Here is a 17,942-nt window from a genome sequence, read left to right as displayed (position 1 = left end):
GGTGATAGCATGAGTGAATACTTGCTTCAAATGTTAAATATCAGCAAAACATTTCCTGGTGTAAAAGCATTAGATGACGTGAAGCTTGAAGTAAAGAAAGGGGAAGTTCATGCCCTTATTGGAGAAAACGGCGCCGGTAAATCCACACTCATTAAAATACTAGCTGGAGTTTATCAGCCTGATCCAGGAGCCCAGTTTTTCTTTGAAGGAAAGGAAGCAAAAATACGAAGACCAATTGATGCCACTATGCGCGGCATATCAATTATTTACCAGGACTTAAGCTTATTTCCGAATTTATCGGTAGCAGAAAACATTTATATAGGAAGAGACAGCGATAAGCATTCTTGGAAAAAAGTTGATTGGGCTCTTATGGAAAAAACGGCCAAAAAGGCTTTAAAAGAGCTTGATTTTGAGATTGACGTTTCAACACCGGTAGAAAAACTGAGCATAGCCCAGCAGCAGATGGTCGAAATAGCGAGGGCGCTTGCGTTTGATGCGAAATTAATCGTCATGGATGAGCCGACATCATCACTTTCCGCCGGTGAAGTAGAGAAGCTGTACGAAGTTATATTTTCTTTGAAAAAAAGAGGGATTTCAATTATTTTTGTAAGCCATAAATTAAAAGAACTGTTTACAGTTTCTGATCGATTCACCGTTCTAAGAGATGGCAAATATGTCGGTACGTATCATGCAAATGAATTAACAGAAGAAAAACTAATTACGTTAATGGTTGGCCGGAAAATTTTATATGAAAAAAATAAAGAAAAGGCAGCCTCAGGCAAAACATTGCTTGAAGTAAGAAACCTTGCGAAAGAAGGAAATTTCAAAGATATTTCATTTGAACTGAGGGAAGGGGAGGTTCTTGGAATTACAGGGCTTGTAGGCTCTGGTCGAACCGAGCTGGCGCAAGCTATTTTCGGCATTAATCGTCCTTACAAAGGGGACATCATCATTAACGGTCAAAAGACTGTGATTAAGTCTTCAGAAGAGGCAGTAAAAAAAGGAATTGCTTATATTCCTGAAAGCCGGAAGACGCAAGGGCTTATTTTAAGACAATCAATCATTAACAATATTTCGCTTCCTGTGTTGAAAAAATTAAAAAATAAATTTTTGCTGATTAATCGAAGAAAAGAAATAGAATTAGCTGAGCATTATATACAATCATTAGATGTCAGACCGCCGCTGCCATACAGGGCTGCCGGCGATTTGTCAGGCGGAAATCAACAAAAGGTAGTCATAGGAAAGTGGCTGTCAACAAATCCTAAAATTTTGATTATCGATGAGCCGACTAACGGAATTGACATCGGTGCCAAGTCAGAAATCCATAAGCTTTTAAGAGGATTAGCGGCAAATGGAATGGGAATCATTGTGATTTCTTCTGAACTTCCTGAGGTGCTTGCTGTTAGCGATCGCATTATCGTTATGCGCCATGGACGAATTGCAGGCGAACTCGGGATTCATGAAGCGACACAGGAAAGCATCATGAACCTTGCATTGCTTGGGCAAAAGGGTAAGATCCGCGAGGAGGCACAATTATGAAAGCGTTTTTAAAATCAAAAGAAATGAGCGTTGCTGTCATTATTTTACTTCTATGCATCATATTGGCCTTCATTAGCCCGGTATTTTTAACAGCAGATAATTTGTTGGATGTTGTGAAAGGAAATGCAGTATTAGGCATTTTGGCTATTGGAATGACGCTTGTCATCATTACAGGGGGGATTGATGTATCTGTTGCAGCAGTGACAAGCGCGGTATGTGTCGTTTTGGGCAAGACGATGATGTTTTTGCCTGATAGCCCACTGACCATTGTGTTAATTTTTGTCATTGCTCCGCTTTTCGGAGTGCTGTTAGGCTCCATCAATGGAATTTTAGTTGCAAAAATTCAAATTCCGGCGATTGTCGTTACTTTAGGGATGATGAGTATTATTAACGGACTTGTTCTGTATATTACAAACGGCCAATACTTGAACAGCAGCAACTTCCCAACTGTTTTCTTGAAATTTTCGAATTTCTCTGTTTTTGGAATATCCATTATTATTTGGCTTTTTATCATTACAGCAGCTTTGACATGGTACATTCTTAAATACACATTAATCGGCCGCGAAGTAATGGCTATTGGCGGAAACAAAGAATCGGCTGTCCGAGTCGGAATTAACTACAGCAAAGTTCAAATATTTGTTTTTTCTTATATGGGCTTTTTAGCAGGGATTGCTGCGATTGCTCAAACTTCTTATACAAAAGCGGTAGATCCGAACGGAATGCTTGGCTTGGAATTAATGGTTATTGCTGCAGTGGTGCTGGGAGGAGCCAATATAATGGGAGGACGCGGAACAATATTTGGAACGATATTAGGTGTTCTTCTGCTAGGAATTATACAAAATGGATTAATATTAGCGAAAATTGATACTTTCTGGCAAAAGGTTTTTACAGGGGCAATTATATTAATCGCTGTATCGTATGACCATATTCAATATAAACGCTCGCAAAAGCAGCTTTCAAAAATTGAAGTGGAAGCTTAAGGGGGGAGAGGATGAAACAGGTTACGCTTTCAAAAGAAAATATACTCGGACTCATTGCCATCGGTCTATTTGTTTTGATGAGCATAAGTGTTCCGGGGTTTTTATCAAGCAATAACTTAACAAATATGATGTTTCAGCTGCCTGAGTTCGGTTTGTTTGCTTTAGCCATGATGGTGGTGATCGTAACAGGCGGAATCGATTTGTCGATCACGTATACGGCAGCGCTGGCAGGGGTAGCAATTGCGATATTATCAAGCAATGGATATCCGATGATCATTGCGATTTTAGGAGGCATTGCAGTTGGACTTCTTTGCGGTTTTATGAATGGATTTATTATAGCCAAGATCGGAGTATCACCGATTCTTGTAACACTTGGGACAATGGTATTGTTTGAAGGGCTTATTCTCAGCATTACAAAAGGAAATTCAATATCCGGATTCAGCCCTGAGTACACGCTGATTGGAAATGGTTATTATCTGGGGCTCATTCCGCTTTCGATTATAATCTTTCTCTTTGTCGCTATTTTGACTTCCGTACTGCTGAATAAAACAGTATGGGGAAGATCAGTTTATATGGTTGGAAGCAATCCGGTTGCATCCTTGTTTTCAGGGGTTAATAACAGCAAGGTTTTAATGAAGGTGTATTTATATAGTGCTTTGTTAGCAGCAATTGCTTCTATCATCATGACATCAAGATATAACACAGTAAAAGTTGATCTTGGATCATCCTATTTATTGCAAAGCGTTGCAGCAGCCGTTCTTGGCGGTACTGAAATCCAAGGAGGCTATGGGAAAGTGATCGGCACGTTATATGCAGTTATGATTTTTCAAATGATATCCAGCGGCTTAAATCTAATGGGAGTGCCGAGACCGATTGTGACAGTGATTATGGGGGTTATTTTAATCGCGGTGTTAATTATTAACTTTATTAAAGTAAAGGCTGATGAAAACAAGCAAAAAAAGCTTGCAGAAACAGCATAATGACTTTTCTTTAATTGGTTAAAAGATTTATAAACTATAAATTTACAAGGAGGAACAGTATGAAAAAAATTGCAGGTTTATTTGTCGCTTTATTGCTTGTATTTGGTCTTCTTGCAGGATGTGTTTCTCAGCAGGGTGCAGGGGGGAATTCAAATTCATCTAAAGATGGAAAAGATGAGGCTGGCGGGGGCGATGGAAAAATCAAAATTGCCGTTGTTCCTAAACTAATTGGCATTCCTTATTTCAATGCATCTGAAAAAGGAGCAATTCAAGCGGGAAAAGATCTTGGAGTCGAAGTGATTTATACAGGTCCAACAGAGGCAGATGCTGCCCAGCAGGTTAAGGTGATTGAAGATTTAATTAGTCAAGATGTGGATGTAATTGCTGTTGCACCGAATGATGCAGCTGCATTATCGCCTGTATTACAAAAAGCGAAGGATAAAGGAATTATCGTGATGGACTGGGATACACCAGCAGATCAATCTTTAGTTGAACTTTCTGTCCACCAAATTGATGACGAAGCTTATGGCCGTCATATCGCAAAATCATTAGTTGAACAAATGGGGACTGAAGAAGGGGAAATTGCCATTCTCACAGGTGGTCTTGCGGCAGCAAACTTAAATTCATGGATCGATGCAGCGAAGAAGGAGCTTGAAGAAAATTATCCAGGAATAAAGCTAGTAACAGATAAAATTGCGACTGATGAAAAGCAGCAAGTGGCATACCAAAAAACGCTTGATTTAATTAAATCATATCCGAACCTTAAAGGGATTATGGCATTTTCAACTCCTGCTCCTCTTGGCGCAGCTCAAGCTATTCAAGAGAAAGGTCTTCAAGACAAAATCGCTGTTGTCGGAACAGCACTTCCGAAGGATTCAGCTCCATTTTTAGAGGATGGCTCATTAGATGTAGCAATCCTTTGGGAGCCTGACAAATTAGGATATTTGACAGTTGCTTTAGCTAAAGATCTTGTTGATGGCAAAAAGCCTGAAAACGGCCAAAATATAGATGGTGTAGGAGAAGTGGAAGTTTGGGAGGATGGTAAAACGGTCATTATGGGACCGCCTACAGATTTCACAAAGGATAATGCCAAAGACTATGACTTCTAATTTTCGTTAAAGAGATTACCCCTCTCACATTTTTGCAATTGGAGAGGGGTTTCGTTATTTTGGAAAGTATTGCTATTTTTGCAGGTCCGGTAAGTTCTTTGCCTTGAAATAAAAAAGTGAAGGCTAAAATATCAATATTTTTATTGGCAGGAAACGTAAAGAGATTTGTGGAAAGGGAAAATTTTTTTAATGGTTACTGCCAATGAATTTTTTGAAGAATGGAAGAAAAGTTGTTTGCAAATGTTTACTCAGATTTTGACCTGCTGCATGAGCAGCAAGAAAATGTCTAGTTATGGAATGCTATCCTAATTTTTAAGCTAAACATTTAGCAGCTTCATAGATTGTGTGAATTTTAGGAGGGATAAAATGACACATATCGCAGTTGACATCGGTGCATCAAGCGGACGGCTTGTCATAGGGGATATAAAAAATGGGAAATTGACAATTGAAGAAATACACCGATTTGCCAATGGTTTTACGGAACGAAATGGAACGTATTATTGGGATATTGATCATTTGCTGACGGAAATTGTAAAGGGATTGGCATATGCCAAAACATTGGGAGTGAAAAGGTGTACACTTGGAATCGATACTTGGGCTACAGATTATGTGCTGGTCGATCAAGAAGGAAAAAGGGTGCAAGAGGTCATAGCATACAGAGATAAAAGAACAGAACGGACGATTGAGAAAATTACGAAGCATATTTCCAAAAAAGATATATATGAAAAAACAGGCATTCAGTTTTTATCCTTCAACACCTTATACCAGTTATATGAAGAAAAAAAAGAAAATCTTGAAAAAACGAAAATGATTATGACAGTTCCTGATTACTTAGGATACAAACTGACTGGATGTGCAGTGACGGAAGTGACAAGCGCATCTTGTACTCAGCTTTTAAACGTGAAAGAAAAAGATTTTGATCAAGATTTGCTTCAGCTGCTGTCAATTGAGCGTGAGCAGTTTCCGCCGTTTTCTTACCCCGGGGACATGCTCGGATATGTCAGAAACGAATATTTTCCTGATTACGATCTGCCCGAAACAAAAGTGATTATAGTTGGTTCTCATGATACAGCTTCCGCAGTTGCAGGAGTACCTGCTGCTGAAAAAAATTGGGCGTATTTAAGCAGCGGAACTTGGTCTTTGATTGGGATTGAATCGGATGCGCCAATCATTACGGAAAAATCATTATTTTACAATTATACAAATGAGTGGGGAGTGTTTGGGACATACCGTTTTTTAAAAAATATTATGGGCATGTGGATTATTCAAGAAGTGAGAAGACATTTAACGAAAGATTACAATTTTGCCCAAATGGTTGATGAGGCAAGAAAGGCGCCTCCGTGCAAACAATTTATCAATTTTAACGATCAGCGATTTTTTAATCCGGACAATATGGTAGAAGAAATTCAGAAATATTGCAGGGAAACGCTTCAGCCTGTGCCGCAATCAACAGGAGAAATTGCGAGATGTGTATTTACAAATATGGCTATACTATATTCCTTGTCAATGGATGAAATTGAAAGTATATCGGGCAGAACAATCGATTCATTATATATTGTCGGAGGCGGCTCGCAAAATGATTTCATAAACGAAATGACCGCTGCTGTAAGCGGAAAAACGGTTTTTGCCGGTCCCTCTGAAGCAACGGCTGTAGGAAATATTTTAATTCAGCTAATAGCGGAGAAAAAGCTTGCAAATTTACAGGAAGGACGGAATCTAGTCTTGAACTCTTTTTCTATTAAGCGTTTTGATCCAAGAGAAAGCGGAAACGATGCATTAAAAGAACAATTTAAACAAGCTGTTTTCTCCTGGATATGTACAGAGTACCGGCTCCATAAGAAAAATTGATCATAACACAATAACTCATAGTGCCTATGTTACATCAGGAATGAGCGGCGCTCCAATTTGTGTTCACCAGCAATTGGAATGCATTATCATTAAAAAGTACATCGAGTTGGGGAATAGCATTTCCAACAGCCTCAAAAAATTTCATTTAAACTTAGGGGCGCAAAATGAAACAGAATATGGAAAGGTTCCTTTTGATGGTCTTAATAGATTAGCTGCTGTTTTATCGGATCATGTACAATAAAAGAGATTTTAGAATAAAGACACTATTCCAAAAGGCAAATAAATGAACTTCAAAAGGAACCAAAAAAATTTTTCTCTCAATTTATTGCTCCAAGAAAAATGTTAACGGAATGTTGAACATAAATTTTAATAGAGAAATATTTAAAAAGGTAAACCGATTCTTTTTACAGTGAAAAAGTCAAGAAAAAGCGGTAAGACTTTACTTTAGCTGTTTAATTTTTTTCATCATTTTGTGAAAACCTTCCTCTCCCATTGTTAATAATTCTTTCTTCATTTGTTGATTGACTAGGCAAAAAGCAGGGATTCCTTGAATACCAAAAGATTGTGCGATTGCATAGTTTTGATCTAAAACTACAGGAATTGTAATCTTTTTTTCCTCTACTCGTGTTTTCACAAGCTCCAACGCTTTCTCTTCAGCTGTATAAGGTACATGAACGGCAATGACATGAAAGGTTTCAAGATTAACTGTTTCTTCTAATAACTGATCCGTTAATTCACTGCAATACGGGCAGCTAATTGACCAAAAATAAAACAAAAGCCGATTGGATGATGGGAAATCATGGCCATTTTTTGGAACGTTCAGCCACGGCAAGTCTTTTGTCATTGTTTGTATTAAATCCATGTGCTGTTCCTCCTCATTGATCCTTTAGTTGCATAGCGATAATTTTACCAATTGCTTCCTCCGCGGCAAAAGGACTGACCATTCCGGACGGCTTATCCAGTTCTTCTTTTAGACACTTCAACATAAGAGGTTCAATTTTAGACGGATCGATCAAGGAGATTGCCCATGATGCCCAAAAACGCGGTTTTCCTTCTGTATTTCGTGCAACTTCAACGAGGGCGTTCAGACTGTGATGTCCGATTCTCATTAAGGATAAAGCAGCTGACATTCTTATATCTTCGTCGTCATCTTTTAAAAGCGAAGCGAGTTCGGGAACTGCTTCCTTTGCATCTGCACCAAATTCCCCCAGCACAACGGATGAAATCATTCGGAGGGATTTCTCATCTTTTAAGGCTTTTATGAGTATTGGGACAGCGGCTTTTCCCGTTTTTTTTAGCTCTTTCACTCCTTGAAATACCGTTGCTTCATCGCTGCTTTTTAGTTTCGTTAAGGCTTGAGAGATTATTTCATTTGAACTCATGAAAATTCATCTCCTTAAGAAAAAGTATTAAATCCCTTCTGATTCAACGTTCATATTGATAGAAAGATAAGAATAAAATCGTGCTTAACACGATCATGAAAAGAGGCAGCCAATAGAAAAGAAGGTTTTTGAAAAGAAAAAACAAAACGATGTAACAAAGGGTGCTCCCCATACAAATGAAAGCAAAATTTTTATAGTATGAAATCAGGCTGAGAGAGGGGTCTTTTTTATATGTTCTAACAAATGCCGCCCAGCGGATGGAAAGCATGAGCATGTATCCTCCAAACCCGTACAAACTAAATGAAAGGAAATCTGTAAAAGCAGTGTTGAAATGGAAATGCCACATACCCACGCAATAAAGATAAAATAGAAAGATCCAAGCGGTATTCGATCCTTCCAGCAGCAATGCTTTTTTCCATAGTTTTCCCGGCAGCAAAAAAAGATCTCCAGACTTTGCATGTCTAATTAATCCTGAATAGTAGGAACTGCTGAAAAAAGCTCCGATTGTAAAAACGACCAAAATATAAAACCAATAAATGTTTTTTGCAATGAAAACGGGAACTAAGATGAGAAGAACAAACAAATGAGTAGCATGAAAAAAAATGTATTTCTTGGCAAGCAATATTTCGAGCCAAAGGAAAGAAAAAATACCGTTTAATCCTTTCAGCCCCCACCATGTGTGCATCTCTTTCAGGCTGTTTTTAAAAAAATCGGTTTGATGATCTTGAAACTCCGCCCAAAAATCAGCTTCTTTTACCAATTTTTCTTTGCATTCCGATTTTTTCGTTGTTATTCGAATAATCATGAACGAAAGGGCGATCATGATTAGAAAGGCAAGAAACCCTTGCAGCAAAAAGCTGTTTGTAAATAAATAGCCGATAAAGCCGATATGGTAGCTAATATACTTCTGCCAAATCAATTCATTGGCTTGAAAAAAAGAACCATAGAGAGCAATACCATATATAACGGTGAGAATGAAGGCAACAAAGGAGAAAGCAATTTTTGTTCCTTTTACAGTTCTGGCACAGGACATAGCCATTATCCATGATTCTAATAAAACAATGAGACAAAGTAATCGGATTGATTGTGCTGTTAACCGGCCAAATGGATTTCCTGCCAAAAAATAAACGGCATCAGCTGTGATTCCTGAGAGAAGACAGAGCAACCCTTTCCAAGACAATCGCCATAATAATATGGAATAAACGATTTTAGTGAAAGAATAAGGGGCGGTATAAAGCCATATGACGTCTTGCGTGAGCCCAGGTATGCGGTTGGAAAGCAGCCCAAAAATGGTCATGACAATAAAAATTCCTGAGCAAATCCATCCTGTATAGGCAATGTCCCAACTTCTGGAATTAGCCCCCCATTCAAGTTGAAATAGAAAAAACCATATAAATAAAACAAAAATGAACAGAAAGAATTTTATCCCGTGTTTTTGGCTATCGATTTCTCTTTTCGCTTGAAGGAACAAAAATGACCAAATATTAATCATTTGACCAATCCCCTAAACTGCGTATGACTTCTTGCTTCCAGGCTGGATATTCTTCGTTGTTTTTTGGTACGGCCATTTCTTTTACAATACGGCCTTCTCGAATTAATAACACTCTGTTAGCCGTTTCCAATACAAATTCGAGGCTGTGGGTGGATATGAGAATGGCGCAATGATGTTTTGATTTACGGACAAGCCAGTTGGCAAGCCATTGTTTGGAAGAAATATCCAAACCGATTGTTGGTTCATCCAATATATATATAGAAGCGTTTTGTATAATGGCGCCAGCCAAAATAACCCTTTGCTTTTGTCCCCTTGACAATTGCCCGCTTAATCGATCCGCCAACGATTCAATATTTACCGCTTTTAAAGCTTCATAAACTTTTTTTTGAAGGTCTTTTTTTTCAACTTTGAAGGCTCTGGCGCGAAATTGCAAATGTTCCGCTACGGTTAAGGTAGGGTACAAATATGGGTGATCCGGAATTAGCGAAGCGGATTGCTGCGCTTCAACCGTACCAGGGGAATGCCCCGCAATTTTGATCGTCCCATCATCAGGGGTGTATAATCCAGCGAGACACCTAATGGTTGTTGTTTTACCTGCCCCGTTTGGCCCTAATAAGGCTACGATTTCTCCTGAATGAACGGAAAAAGTTATATCTTCTACACCATCACCGTTACGATATTTTTTCTTCAAATTGGTTACTTGGATGATCTTCATGCCTCTCCTCCATTGTTATACTGAGGGTTGTTTGAAGGTTTCACTGGCCTTCAATTTTTTCTGGAAAGTGTAATCCCAAAGCGGCTTCATGACAAGAATAAAATTGTAAATAAAATGAATGGTTAAGGAGGACAGAAAACCGAACTGGATGAAAAAGAATCCCAGTATAATGCCAAAGATTACTAATTGGATCCATCTGATCCATCTGGGATGAAATCCTGTTCCTTGGTGCATAATGGCCCATAGAATGGAGGAAATGATGATCGCCAAAGCCCAATTGCCGCTCAACCACCATATCGTCGGAATGATCAACAAACGGTAGACTGTTTCCTCTGCAATGGAGCTTTGCAGGCCGATGCTTAATCCTTGTTTAAATGTAAAGCCTGACAAGTAAATGGTACGATTGGACAACTCGGGAGAAATTCGCAGCCAATTTTTCTCTTCCAGCCATGAAAAAATTGCTGAAAAAAAACCTAAGCAGCCGATGCCGACACTTAAGCCGACGAAAAACTGCCATACAGCATTATCAAAAAAAGCTATTTGGAGAACATTACTCAAAGAGTGCCCTGCCAATGAACATATATATACGACGAAACCTGTGGCCAATCCTGCTAAAATTGCCGATAAGATTCCAAGAGCATAAACCGTTTTTATGCTGAGGCGGGAATCATAAGTATTGACGATGCTCAGTTGAATGTCTTCTTTTATTGTTATGATGTTACAAAAGAATAGAACCGCCCCCAGCAAGATGCTTGCAGTGATGCCGGCATTTTGGCGAAGGTTGATAAGGATGATGATCGCTGCAATAACGGCCAGGCATGACGCTAATACTCCCGTCATATTTAAGGTAGATTCCATTTGCTCTTTCTTAACCGCTGTTTCGATGTCTTCTGTCAATATCTCTTGTTCTGAACCGATATAGAATATTTGCCCGTTATGGATTTCAACCGTTATTTTCATTCTTACTGGTTGAGATTCGGCAATATACCAGTACGTTTCAATATTTTCCAAGTCTTCTTCTTTTCTGCCTGCACCTGTGAATTGAGATGCAGCCCATAATCCATTATCTGAGACGGCAAGCTCTTTTTTTAATTGTTCCGGAGAGGAAAAAGCGCCTTTATGTTTCGCCATTTCTTTCTTTGACAGGTTCGCGGTGTAAAACGTAATTTCTCCATTTGAATTGATGCCAATGATGACTGATCGGTTTTCTCGAACGAATCTAATTCTCCATGATTCGACTAAACCCCAATGATATAAAATATGGCGAACTTTGTTTAACAATCCTAGGTGATGCAGCATATTGACGGTATTTCGGTCGTACCAATACATCGCATAAAAATCCCAATCTGATACATCAATGCCGGAATACCGTTTAATGAATTGCACTGCCAATTCCCGAGCTTCTTTTTTATGTAATAATAGCGATTCGTACGTTTTTGGTTTGAATTTGTAAAACAGAAAGGTTCCTGCAATAGGAAGGATGATCCATAATAAATGGATGATGGTCGTCATCATGGTTTAACCTCAGCTTCTTTTTGAATGGTAAAAGGCAAATCGGCTTCAGGTAATTCTATCTTTCCTATACATCTACATTGTTTAGCAAGTCGCTTCGCTTGCATTAGCCTTTCCGGTGAACCGATCTCCTGCATGCTGTTTTTTAAGACGTTTCCAAGGGATGTATCTTCAATTTGACAAGGTGTAACTTGTCCATCCGCACGAATATACCATGACAAAAATCCCGGCGTGCAGAAATCTGTAAGACTATCATTTTGATGGTGGTCTTCCCAATCCATAATAATGATTTGATCACTCCATCTTTTTTTTGCGTCTGCCAACTGCTGCTTTACTTTCTCCTTCATTTCGCTTGTCATGTCTTGATATTCAGATGCTCTGCCTACGGGAATAGTTTGACCCGCACGAAATACAACTGCGCCAACTTCCACCGATTTTTCGATTACTTCATAAACTTCTTTGTAGTTGAGTTGGTTAACAGTCATAGCAATGAGGACGGGAACCGATGATTGAGCAAAACGTTCGGCATTTTTCAAGCTTTCGGAAAATCCTCCTTCTCTCCCTCTTAACTTGTCATGGGTGCTGCTGTTTCCATCTATACTTATTTGGACACTGACATTTCCCAAGTGGCTGATCAGTTCAATCTCATCGTCGCGCCAATTTAGGCCATTGCTAAAAAGGTTGACGTTCGTAAATAAAGAACTGGCTGTGGCAATGATTTTCAAGAAATTTTTTGTTAGCTTTGCTTCTCCGCCTGTAATGGTGATGTCAGCTACACCGTGAGATGCGAGTTTTTGCAACACTTTTATCCATTGGGAAGATGATAGTTCATCTGGATACGGCTTTCCTGAGCTTGCATAACAGAAAGGACACTTCAAATTGCACATATTTGTTAATTGAAGGGTGCAGCTGATTGGCAAATAGTACTCTGTAGATCCGGTGATCATCAAAGGGTGATTTAGCAGGCCTTTTTTCCACGCTGATGTAAATGGATGTGAATCTAGCTCGTTATTTAATTCTTCCTCACTTACCTTTTCTTTTGAAAGAATCTCCCAAATTCTTGCCGTTTTTTGAACACTGTTATTTTTGGCAAGCATTAAAGCTAATTCTGTTCCCCTGCCGCTAAGTCTAAAATAGAACATGCTTTTTCTGTCAAGCAAAATGGCCCCATGAGGTTGGAAGTGGATCGCAAATTCTGGTGAAGTGTTAGTTGCCGTTTCTAACAATTTTGACATAAAATCCTCCCTCTATAAATGTTGATATATCAATGGTTGTAGCCATTTTAAGGGGTGTCAAAAAATTTTTTTTCGACACGTTTTCTAACTTTGTTTCTCAAATCTGTATATATATGACATTGGATGGGTGCGCTTCACTGCCGCTACTCCTTTACTTTAGGGAGCAGTTAAAAAACTGCTCCATTGCAATCCTTTTGAATATAATGGTTATAGCAGGCGCATTGCCGGATGTGGGAGCCAGCAGACTCTAGTCATCGAGATACTTTTTGAGGCCCAGCAGCTCATACATCCAGCCGCTTTCACAATCGAGGTGCCTGCTGGCTTTTTCAGTTCCTTGATAGCTGTTGGCTCCCACTGTTTTTTTTGCTTCTCCATAATCCCATCTCCTTCCAATTAAAAATGGTCATTATTGGAATAAAATATAACTGTTTAAAATTTAGCATAGCGATAATGTCGAAGTAAGAAATAAATTGTCATTTTGTTATAATTTTTTGAAAATTTAATATAAAGATTTCATAACAGCTTGTATTGGTGCAAGAGCTGTTTATTATTGATACAAGTTTCATGCTTATTAGCCTTTTGATACAGGATGTCCGTTTCAGCAACCGGTAAGCCTTATCATCCAACCAGCGATTAGCGATTTACGCTACGGTTTTTGTATAAACTCAAATCCATATGAAGACCTTGCCACTTCCTTCACCTCAGCCCTTTCAGTTACAAAGCGTTTCATTGATGAAAGGCATTTAGAGCGCCGCATCAGGAAAATGAAAAAAATATATAAAGCGCGGCGTGACTATGTAAAAAAATGTTTGACTGAACAATTTGGCGACACAGTTAAAATTTTTGGCGATTCCACCGGTTTGCATTTAGTCGCAGAATTTCAAAACATCGTGTTTTTAATCAAGTAGTAAATGAAATAATGAAGAAGCATAAAGTGAAAATTTATCCTGTAGAAGTTCATGCTATTCAAAAAGGAATCCATCAAAACAAAATTATTTTAGGATATGGAAATTTAACAAAAGAAGAAATTGCGGAAGGCATTTTTAGATTAAGGCAGGCTCTAAATTAGGAGGTGTTCATCGTGGGGCATCTAAACGTTTGATGAAGATGAAAACATGTAGGATATTCATTTTAAATGTCGATAATAAAATTGTCCAAACATGCCCATGAAACGATAATATTGACCAAATACAAAATTTGATGAGAGCGCTGTTTATGGAGGTAAGTTTGCTGGGACTTTAAGTCATGCAGGGTTTTAATCAAACGTTTGTTTAAGGGGTTAAACTCTCTCACAACTTTGAGGGGGTTTTTTTATGTGCTAAAAATTCGTTTCAAATGAATCAATTTCAGAGGATTTTATTTCATCAAATGAATTATCATAGACAGCCCCCGAACAAAACGGGGAAAAAGTTGGTATCATGCAAAACCACATGTATTTTGCCCTTTTGAGTTTTCGCTGGATCTTCAAATTCTAAGCGAATACATTTTACTTCAAGTAGAATGAAAGACAGCGGATCTTAAAGCATGCCGGATAGTGCGTCTGCTAAGTTTAAATGCCTGTATTGATTATAATATACGTTAGTTTTTATGTTGATGGCACATCATTTTGCTTTCATTCGTACCGTCTATGCCGAGTTTCTTTTTCAACGCTCGGATTTTTTCCTCAGGCTCTCGGTCGGGATTTCTGTTTTTTCCCTTTTCAGCATTATGTTGCCTGCATTGAATTTAAATTTTTGTTTGATTTGTTTGATGTTATAAGATATTATAAATCTGTAAAAAAGCGGAAGGATGATGGTTTGGATATGACTAACTAATTCTATCTTTAAGCTGCATTTTTAAGGAAGCGAATATATTTTCTGGATAGGATTAGTATGTGTTTGAAAATGCTAAATACAAATCACCGCAGTATGCCTGTAGAATAAACCTGCTGTCCAGAAAACAGAATAGCAGGTTTTCTATGTGCTTGAAATAGACCGGAAGAAAGCGTAGGTACTCACTATGTCAATGTCTCAGTGGAGAAAAATGATTATTTTAATGATTAACATGTTTATAACTATTGGAAGCTTCGGCATTATTATCCCCATATTGCCTGCTTATTTGGAGTCCATTGGTCAAGGCGGTACGGCAGCTGGTTTAATGGTCGCAATATTTGCAGGAGCCCAGCTTGTGTTTTCTCCAATTGCAGGGAAATGGACAGATCAGTATGGCCGGAAAAAAATGATTGTTTTAGGATTAATCGGTTTAACTGTTTCTATGTTTATCTTTTACGCATTTGATTCCATTTGGTGGCTGTACGCTTCGCGTGTAGTCGGAGGGATAGGCTCCGCGCTTCTGGTACCCGCTATTTTTGCTTATATTGCCGATATTACGACAATTGAGCAGCGGGCTAAAGGCAACAGTTTCATATCAGCAGCCATGTCGCTTGGGATTGTAATAGGACCAGGGGTTGGCGGTTTCTTTGCTGATTTTGGGTTGAAAATGCCTTTTCTTGTTGCAACGATCGTCTCTTTAGCTGCTGTTATTTTTTCATTAACAGTTTTAAAAGAAAGTGTTGAACAACAACATACCCCGGAACAAAAAACGCAAATCAATGATGAGCCGATGTTAAAAAAATTGGTTTCGTCCGCTCATAAGCCGTATTTTATGCTGTTGATTATTACTCTTGTTATGAGCTTTGGTTTAATGGCTTATGAATCTGTCATCGGGTTATATATGGATGATCAGTTTGGGGCAACACCGCAAGAAATTGCTTGGATGGTTACATTAACTGGACTGATAAGTGTGATTGTGCAGTTGTTTGTGGTCGATAAGCTTGTCGGCCGCTTTGGGGAAGGAGCCGTTTTAAATTTCTTTTTAGGCGTAGTTGCAATTGGATTTTTCCTTTCATTGTTTGCCGACAGCTATTCTCTGTTTTTTGTCATCACCCTCTTGATTTTTCTTGCAACATCCATCTTGCGTCCTGTTTTGAACACTCTTATTTCAAAGATGGCTGGAAATGAACAAGGCTTTGCCATGGGGTTAAACAACGCCTATATGAGTATAGGAAATATATTGGGGCCGATGTTGGCGGGAATATTATATGATATTCAAATTTTGTATCCTTTCATTTTAGGATGCATTTTATTAGTGTTTACACTTTTTATTACTGTCTTTTGGCAAAACAAGTCATTGAAAAATACGAAACTGGCCAAATCCAAGTCGTCTAGTTAACGCTAAGAACTGTTGTTATTTCTCACCTTTTTTAGACCGAAGTGACAAGATGAATAGGCTTGTAAAAATCTATTCTCGTTGGGAAAATTGATCCCAACCCGTAACTTGTTTTAAACAGTGCGGGGAATTGGATCATTTGCTGGCGCCGAAGTTCAATTGAAGCCGTCGTACAAGGAAAATAAAGCGCGATCGCTTGGGCGTTTACGGATTTTTGGACAGCCTCTTTAATCAATGGCTGTCCTTTTTTTGTATTTTGGCATGCCATTCGCATGAAACGTATTCGACCAGCTTGAAATATTGGTATTAGAAATTAGTTAGATAGTTTAAACTGTTGAACGAACCCGTTGAGCTCTTCTGACAGATTTGCCAACTTCATGGAATTTCTTCCATCGAGCTGTTCGTCTGTTCGTATGCGGCAGATGTTTGTTCAATTCCTGCTGCAGACTGTTCAGCTAAAGAAAATCCGCATAACATTTTTGCTTTTAAGCTTATTCTCATTTGCTTTCACCTCTGTTTTGATCTTTATTTTTGCATATGCCCATAAAGCAGGGGAGAAAATGAACTAAATGAAATGATAAAGATGAATAATTTTTATTCATATTAGATTATAACCAAATATGTTAATTATTGTAAATTTTAGCAGTACCTTTCCTTCTTCTAGACTAAAAAGAATTTGTCATATTTGGATGAAGAAATCATATACATTTAGTGAATTTTTTCACCTTGTTTTAAAAGAAAAATAAAAAGGCGCGGGGGGATATTGTGGATCATTATGTACAGGTGGAAAAAAGAATAGATGTGAGACGAGACCAATTTGCGCTTTCTGAAGGTTATATCCATTCTTCTTTAGAAACTTCGCCATGGGTCCCGTTTGTAGAAAACGTCTGGATACGCCATTTGTCTTTTGATATTCGCAGCAATACTTCCATCAATGTTCTTCGGGTTGGATCTGGCGGCACGCTTGGCAGGCATCGCCACCGCGGTCCTGTCACTGGTTATGTGATTAAAGGAAGCTGGTATTACAAAGAATACGACTGGATCGCAAAACCGGGAGATTTTATTCGCGAAAGTCCGGGCAGGACACATACACTCGTTTCCGACGAAGGGATGGAAACTGTGTTTCATTTAAACGGACCGCTTGAATTTCTCGATGATCAAGACCGTATCATTGAAACGGTAGATGTATTTTGGTTTATCGATCATTACTTAACTTATTGCGAGAAAAATAATTTGCCCATTAATAAAGATTTGTTTTTATGATCCTTTGAAACTGATACAAAAAATGACAGCGTTTACAAATATAAAGAACCGTTCTAGTTCGGAACGGTTTTTTTCATTTATATCTAAGAATTTCTATTTCATGAGTCAGTGCATTTGACATAATACCTTGTGGTTTCATATAATTTGAAACTAAATGATGGTAAAAAGGAGCAAGACTATGGAAAAAAATCATCAAAATCCATTACAAGACATTCATCAATCAATTGTATTAGAAGCCTTAATTGAAAAAGTTTGGGAGGCGGCGGCTACGTCAGAGGGGATTGCGTCATGGTTCATGCCAAATGATTTTCAGCCAAAGCTGGGACATGAATTCCATCTGCAATCTCCTTTCGGGCCGTCTCCATGTAAAGTGGTAGAACTTGAACCGCCTTACCGCCTCTCTTTCACATGGGATACAGAAGGCTGGGTTGTTTCATTTATTTTGAAGGATTTAGGGGATAAAACTGAATTTACTCTTATTCACAGCGGATGGAAGCATCCTGACGATGTGCTGCCTAAAGTAAATGAAAAAAGCTCTGTTGTTCGTGAACGGATGAATCATGGCTGGATGAACATTTTAAAAAAATTGCAAAAGGTTGTGGAATAACAAAAAATTCATTTACGTTTTCAGATCCAGCTCGAGGAAATAACTTGGAGGAAAAGAAAACAGCAAAAAAATT

Annotated in this window: 17 protein-coding genes; 9 read left to right on the top strand and 8 right to left on the bottom strand. The window is 38.5% G+C overall.

Annotation, left to right across the window (positions count from 1 at the left end):
* The first annotated feature begins 9 nt into the window (after positions 1-9).
* The 5 genes from FB379_RS02660 (at position 10) to rhaB (ending at position 6,456) form a co-directional block, all read left to right on the top strand.
* Positions 10-1,539 (top strand): sugar ABC transporter ATP-binding protein, encoded by a 1,530-nt coding sequence (locus FB379_RS02660; protein ID WP_144596907.1) that lies wholly within the window; start codon positions 10-12, stop codon positions 1,537-1,539.
* Entirely contained in the window at positions 1,536-2,519 is a 984-nt protein-coding gene (locus FB379_RS02655; RefSeq protein ID WP_063386514.1) for an ABC transporter permease, read from the top strand. The genes FB379_RS02660 and FB379_RS02655 overlap by 4 nt, the downstream gene beginning before the upstream one ends.
* Positions 2,520-2,530: 11 nt before the next feature.
* The gene (locus tag FB379_RS02650; RefSeq protein WP_117017010.1) at positions 2,531-3,499 is read left to right on the top strand and encodes an ABC transporter permease; all 969 of its coding nucleotides are present in this window, start codon (positions 2,531-2,533) and stop codon (positions 3,497-3,499) included.
* A gap of 59 nt (positions 3,500-3,558) precedes the next feature.
* Positions 3,559-4,608 (top strand): autoinducer 2 ABC transporter substrate-binding protein, encoded by a 1,050-nt coding sequence (locus FB379_RS02645; RefSeq protein ID WP_144596905.1) that lies wholly within the window; start codon positions 3,559-3,561, stop codon positions 4,606-4,608.
* 366 nt (positions 4,609-4,974) lie between these two features.
* Complete coding sequence (gene rhaB, locus FB379_RS02640; protein ID WP_199757323.1) at positions 4,975-6,456, top strand: rhamnulokinase; 1,482 nt, start codon at positions 4,975-4,977, stop codon at positions 6,454-6,456.
* A 439-nt stretch (positions 6,457-6,895) separates the two neighbouring features.
* Here the strand turns inward: rhaB and FB379_RS02635 are convergent, their stop codons facing one another.
* From FB379_RS02635 to skfA, 7 genes are all read right to left on the bottom strand, one after another.
* Positions 6,896-7,318 carry a TlpA disulfide reductase family protein gene (locus FB379_RS02635; protein ID WP_094244947.1) on the bottom strand — a complete coding sequence of 141 codons (423 nt, stop codon included), beginning with the start codon at positions 7,316-7,318 and terminating at the stop codon, positions 6,896-6,898.
* 13 nt (positions 7,319-7,331) lie between these two features.
* Positions 7,332-7,838: a HEAT repeat domain-containing protein gene (locus tag FB379_RS02630; protein ID WP_063386519.1), complete on the bottom strand. Its 507-nt coding sequence runs from the start codon at positions 7,836-7,838 to the stop codon at positions 7,332-7,334.
* Between the two features lie 43 nt (positions 7,839-7,881).
* On the bottom strand, positions 7,882-9,330 hold the full coding sequence (gene skfF, locus FB379_RS02625; protein WP_144596903.1) for a sporulation killing factor system integral membrane protein: 1,449 nt from the start codon (positions 9,328-9,330) through the stop codon (positions 7,882-7,884).
* Entirely contained in the window at positions 9,323-10,045 is a 723-nt protein-coding gene (locus FB379_RS02620; RefSeq protein ID WP_144596901.1) for an ABC transporter ATP-binding protein, read from the bottom strand. Before FB379_RS02620 ends, skfF begins: the two co-directional genes overlap by 8 nt.
* A 15-nt stretch (positions 10,046-10,060) precedes the next feature.
* Positions 10,061-11,557, bottom strand: a complete 1,497-nt coding sequence (locus tag FB379_RS02615; protein WP_066250462.1) for a CPBP family intramembrane glutamic endopeptidase — start codon at positions 11,555-11,557, stop codon at positions 10,061-10,063.
* On the bottom strand, positions 11,557-12,792 hold the full coding sequence (skfB, locus tag FB379_RS02610) for a sporulation killing factor system radical SAM maturase (RefSeq protein ID WP_117017014.1): 1,236 nt from the start codon (positions 12,790-12,792) through the stop codon (positions 11,557-11,559). The genes FB379_RS02615 and skfB overlap by 1 nt, the downstream gene beginning before the upstream one ends.
* A gap of 207 nt (positions 12,793-12,999) precedes the next feature.
* Positions 13,000-13,167, bottom strand: coding sequence for a sporulation killing factor (gene skfA, locus FB379_RS02605; RefSeq protein ID WP_063386524.1), 168 nt, complete (start codon positions 13,165-13,167; stop codon positions 13,000-13,002).
* A 544-nt stretch (positions 13,168-13,711) separates the two neighbouring features.
* On the opposite strand from skfA, the gene FB379_RS18405 reads away from it, so the two are divergent.
* Together FB379_RS18405 and FB379_RS02600 are read left to right on the top strand one after the other, a co-directional pair.
* On the top strand, positions 13,712-13,861 hold the full coding sequence (locus FB379_RS18405) for a hypothetical protein (RefSeq protein ID WP_158640152.1): 150 nt from the start codon (positions 13,712-13,714) through the stop codon (positions 13,859-13,861).
* A gap of 929 nt (positions 13,862-14,790) precedes the next feature.
* Positions 14,791-16,002, top strand: a complete 1,212-nt coding sequence (locus FB379_RS02600; protein WP_066250471.1) for an MFS transporter — start codon at positions 14,791-14,793, stop codon at positions 16,000-16,002.
* A gap of 372 nt (positions 16,003-16,374) precedes the next feature.
* Here the strand turns inward: FB379_RS02600 and FB379_RS18945 are convergent, their stop codons facing one another.
* On the bottom strand, positions 16,375-16,500 hold the full coding sequence (locus tag FB379_RS18945; RefSeq protein WP_257790162.1) for a hypothetical protein: 126 nt from the start codon (positions 16,498-16,500) through the stop codon (positions 16,375-16,377).
* Positions 16,501-16,764: 264 nt separating this feature from the next.
* Between FB379_RS18945 and FB379_RS02595 the strand changes: the two genes are divergently transcribed.
* Positions 16,765-17,262: a 2,4'-dihydroxyacetophenone dioxygenase family protein gene (locus FB379_RS02595; RefSeq protein WP_198318555.1), complete on the top strand. Its 498-nt coding sequence runs from the start codon at positions 16,765-16,767 to the stop codon at positions 17,260-17,262.
* Positions 17,263-17,440: 178 nt separating this feature from the next.
* A complete protein-coding gene (locus FB379_RS02590) occupies positions 17,441-17,869 on the top strand; it encodes an SRPBCC family protein (RefSeq protein WP_066250478.1) in 429 nt (142 codons plus the stop codon).
* The last annotated feature ends 73 nt before the right edge of the window (positions 17,870-17,942 follow it).

It is taken from the genome of Aeribacillus composti (assembly GCF_007827555.1).
In the GTDB taxonomy this organism is placed as follows: domain Bacteria; phylum Bacillota; class Bacilli; order Bacillales; family Aeribacillaceae; genus Aeribacillus; species Aeribacillus composti.
This window is presented reverse-complemented; position numbering and strand designations above follow the sequence as displayed.